The organism is Microcystis sp. M53598_WE2 (genome assembly GCF_030067735.1).
GTDB lineage: Bacteria > Cyanobacteriota > Cyanobacteriia > Cyanobacteriales > Microcystaceae > Microcystis > Microcystis aeruginosa.
Window position 1 is genome coordinate 1 of record NZ_JASJFE010000356.1, and the last position, 2,749, is coordinate 2,749.

3 protein-coding genes are annotated in these 2,749 nt (G+C 46.3%); 2 read left to right on the top strand and 1 reads right to left on the bottom strand.

What is annotated here, in order from left to right; all coding sequences use genetic code 11:
• Positions 1-519: 519 nt before the first annotated feature.
• Together PX636_RS07630 and PX636_RS07635 are read left to right on the top strand one after the other, a co-directional pair.
• Positions 520-696: a DUF4089 domain-containing protein gene (locus PX636_RS07630; protein WP_002758987.1), complete on the top strand. Its 177-nt coding sequence runs from the start codon at positions 520-522 to the stop codon at positions 694-696.
• Positions 693-2,024, top strand: coding sequence for an AtzE family amidohydrolase (locus PX636_RS07635; protein ID WP_288116648.1), 1,332 nt, complete (start codon positions 693-695; stop codon positions 2,022-2,024). The genes PX636_RS07630 and PX636_RS07635 overlap by 4 nt, the downstream gene beginning before the upstream one ends.
• Positions 2,025-2,349: 325 nt before the next feature.
• On the opposite strand, the gene PX636_RS07640 is transcribed toward PX636_RS07635, so the two are convergent.
• A partial coding sequence (locus PX636_RS07640) for a glycosyltransferase (RefSeq protein WP_502882856.1) occupies positions 2,350-2,749 on the bottom strand: 400 nt, incomplete at its 5' end.

Here is a 2,749-nt window from a genome sequence, read left to right on the forward strand (position 1 = left end):
CAGTTATCAGTTATCAGTTATCAGTTATCAGTTATCAGTTATCAGTTATCAGTGACTACCAGCAGTCTTTAGTAGCTTTTAATTTTCATTCTCTTGCTAGGGGAGACTTGTTACCTCTTGTTTTTGGTCATATAAGTAGGTGGGTGGAATTAAATATAAGATGAACGTAGGTTGGGTTGAAGAATGAAACCCAACGCCCGATTATGTTACGCTACTGCTAACCCATCCTACAAATAATTGTGCCTCCCTACTTATAAGTTTAATTTAATCCGGAGGTGAAGGAGGGGAAAATATCTCAATATACAGTTCTAGGATCATATCTCAGGTTATGATCCTAGGGAGTCGGTGGTCAAGAACAAATTTAAGTTATACTTCCTCCCTAGGGATAGCTATTGTATTTACAGGAGATTTTCTCTTATATCCTAGCAATTTTCACAGCTTAACTAGGTGTCGATTTTATTCCTGAGCGCTGCTTTCAAGCAAATCTTGATCTCCTTCACCCCAACCAGAACGAAATCTATGAATAATCCAGAAGAATACGTTATGATCATGGCGAAAATCCTAGATTTAGCCATTCCCGATCGCTATTTAAATTCTGTGGTTGAAAACTGGCAACGCTTGCAAGAAATCGCCAGTTTAGTGACAGAATTTCCCTTAGAGGATGACGGGGAAAGCGCCCTCAGCTTTGAACCATGACTATTTCTGTGTGCAATTTAGCTCGATCGATCCAAAATCGTCAAACTAGCGCCTTAGAAGTTATTAGCCAGACTTTGGCGGAGATAGAGGCAAAAAATCCCCATTTAAATTGCTTTACCGACATTTTACACCCTAGAGCGCTCGCTCAAGCCCAAAAAATCGATCTAGCGATCGCCAACGGTGAACCCGTCGGTGTCTTAGCAGGAGTCCCCTTCGCCGTCAAAAATCTCTTTGATATCGAGGGTATTGTCACCCTTGCCGGTTCCAAAATCAATCGAGATCACCCTGTCGCCGGACAAGATGCGATCGCTATACAAACCCTAGAAGCAGCCGGGGCAGTTTTGGTGGGGGCGACCAATATGGATGAGTACGCCTACGGTTTTGTCACCGAAAATGCCCATTATGGAGCCACTGCCAACCCCCTCGATCCTAGTCGCGTCTCGGGGGGATCCTCCGGCGGTTCCGCCGCCGCCGTTGCCGCTAATTTAGTCCCTCTCGCCCTCGGTTCCGATACTAATGGTTCCGTGAGGGTTCCCGCCGCTTGCTGTGGCGTGGTGGGGCTAAAACCCACCTTTGGGCGCGTATCCCGTCAGGGCCTATTTTTGTTCGTTAGTAGTTTAGACCATCCGGGATTTTTTAGCGGTAATGTGGCGGATATGGCGGCTATTTGGAGTCTTTTTGCCAAAAATAACCTTAAAGCTTCTTTAAATGGCTTAGAGGGCGTAAAAATAGCCCTTGCCGACGATTATTTTCAGCAGGGAGCCGAACTGGAAGTAATCGAGGCGGTGACAGCGATCGCCGAACGTTTAGGAGTTACCAAAAAAATCACCATTCCCGAAACCGCCCGCGCCAGGGCATCCGCCTATATAATTACCGCTTCCGAGGGCGCAAATTGGCATTTACCGCGTTTACAGACCAGATTAGAGGATTTTGACCCCGCAACCCGGGATCGCTTCTTGGCAGGGGCATTAATTCCCTCTAGCTGGTATTTACAGGCTCAACGTTTTCGCCGTTGGTATCGCGATCGTCTGCGAGAGATTTTCAGCGAAGTCGATATTATTCTCACCCCGACGATTCCCTGTATTGCGCCACCGTTAGGAGTAGAAAAAATGATTATTGACGGGCAAGAGCTATTAATTAGACCTAATTTAGGCAGATTCACCCAACCTTTTTCTTTTATCGGTTTACCTGCCCTTTCTTTGCCGATTAAACGCCCATCCCAGCTACCGTTAGGTTTACAAATCATCGCCGCTCCTGATCGCGAAGACTTAATCCTAAGGGTAGCCAGGGTTTTAGAGGAAATGCTCATAGATATCCCGCATAAGTGAGATTTCAAGGGCGTACTTCCCCTTAAAATCCCTAATTTAGGCACTTATAAGCGAAAATGTTACTTTTCTAGTCTGAGTAGGGTTGGCTGAATAAATGTGAAATATAGACGAGGTAAGGGGTTTGAGGGAATGTTTGGCGAAGCAGCTGCAAGATTTTCAAGCTAGTGGCTCAAAAACCTTGCATCTTGAGCGGCTGGCGTCCTGGTAGGTCTTCAAATAATATCTGTAGGGGCGAAGCATTCGGGCAATAACCTATCGCTGAAACCGTAGATTTTCTATCCGAATGCTTCGCCCCTACTTTTTCAGCATACCCTAAGTAAACAATCTACTGGCTCGGAGACTCCTTTTCAATCACATCTAACCAAGCGGCGGCCGATCGCTCCCAAGTGTCAGTTAGGGCAATTTGACGACATCTTTCGCGCTCTTGGGACAAAAGCTGGGGATTTTTCAGTAATTCGACAATTTTCCAGGCTATAGCTTCCTGAGTAGCCGGATCGGTTACTTCCCCCGGTACTTTCACACAGTAGTCCTTTTCTCGAAAAACAGCAAAATCCGTCACCACTGGCAGACAACCCACCACTGCCGACTCGCGCACAGAAATACAATCGATCTCACGATAGGTGCAACCGTAGTAATGAATAGCAGAGCGCGCTTTTTCCTCGATTAGTTGACGATAACCCATCATTCCGCGATCAACTACCCCCGGACTAGCTTTAATCAAAGCG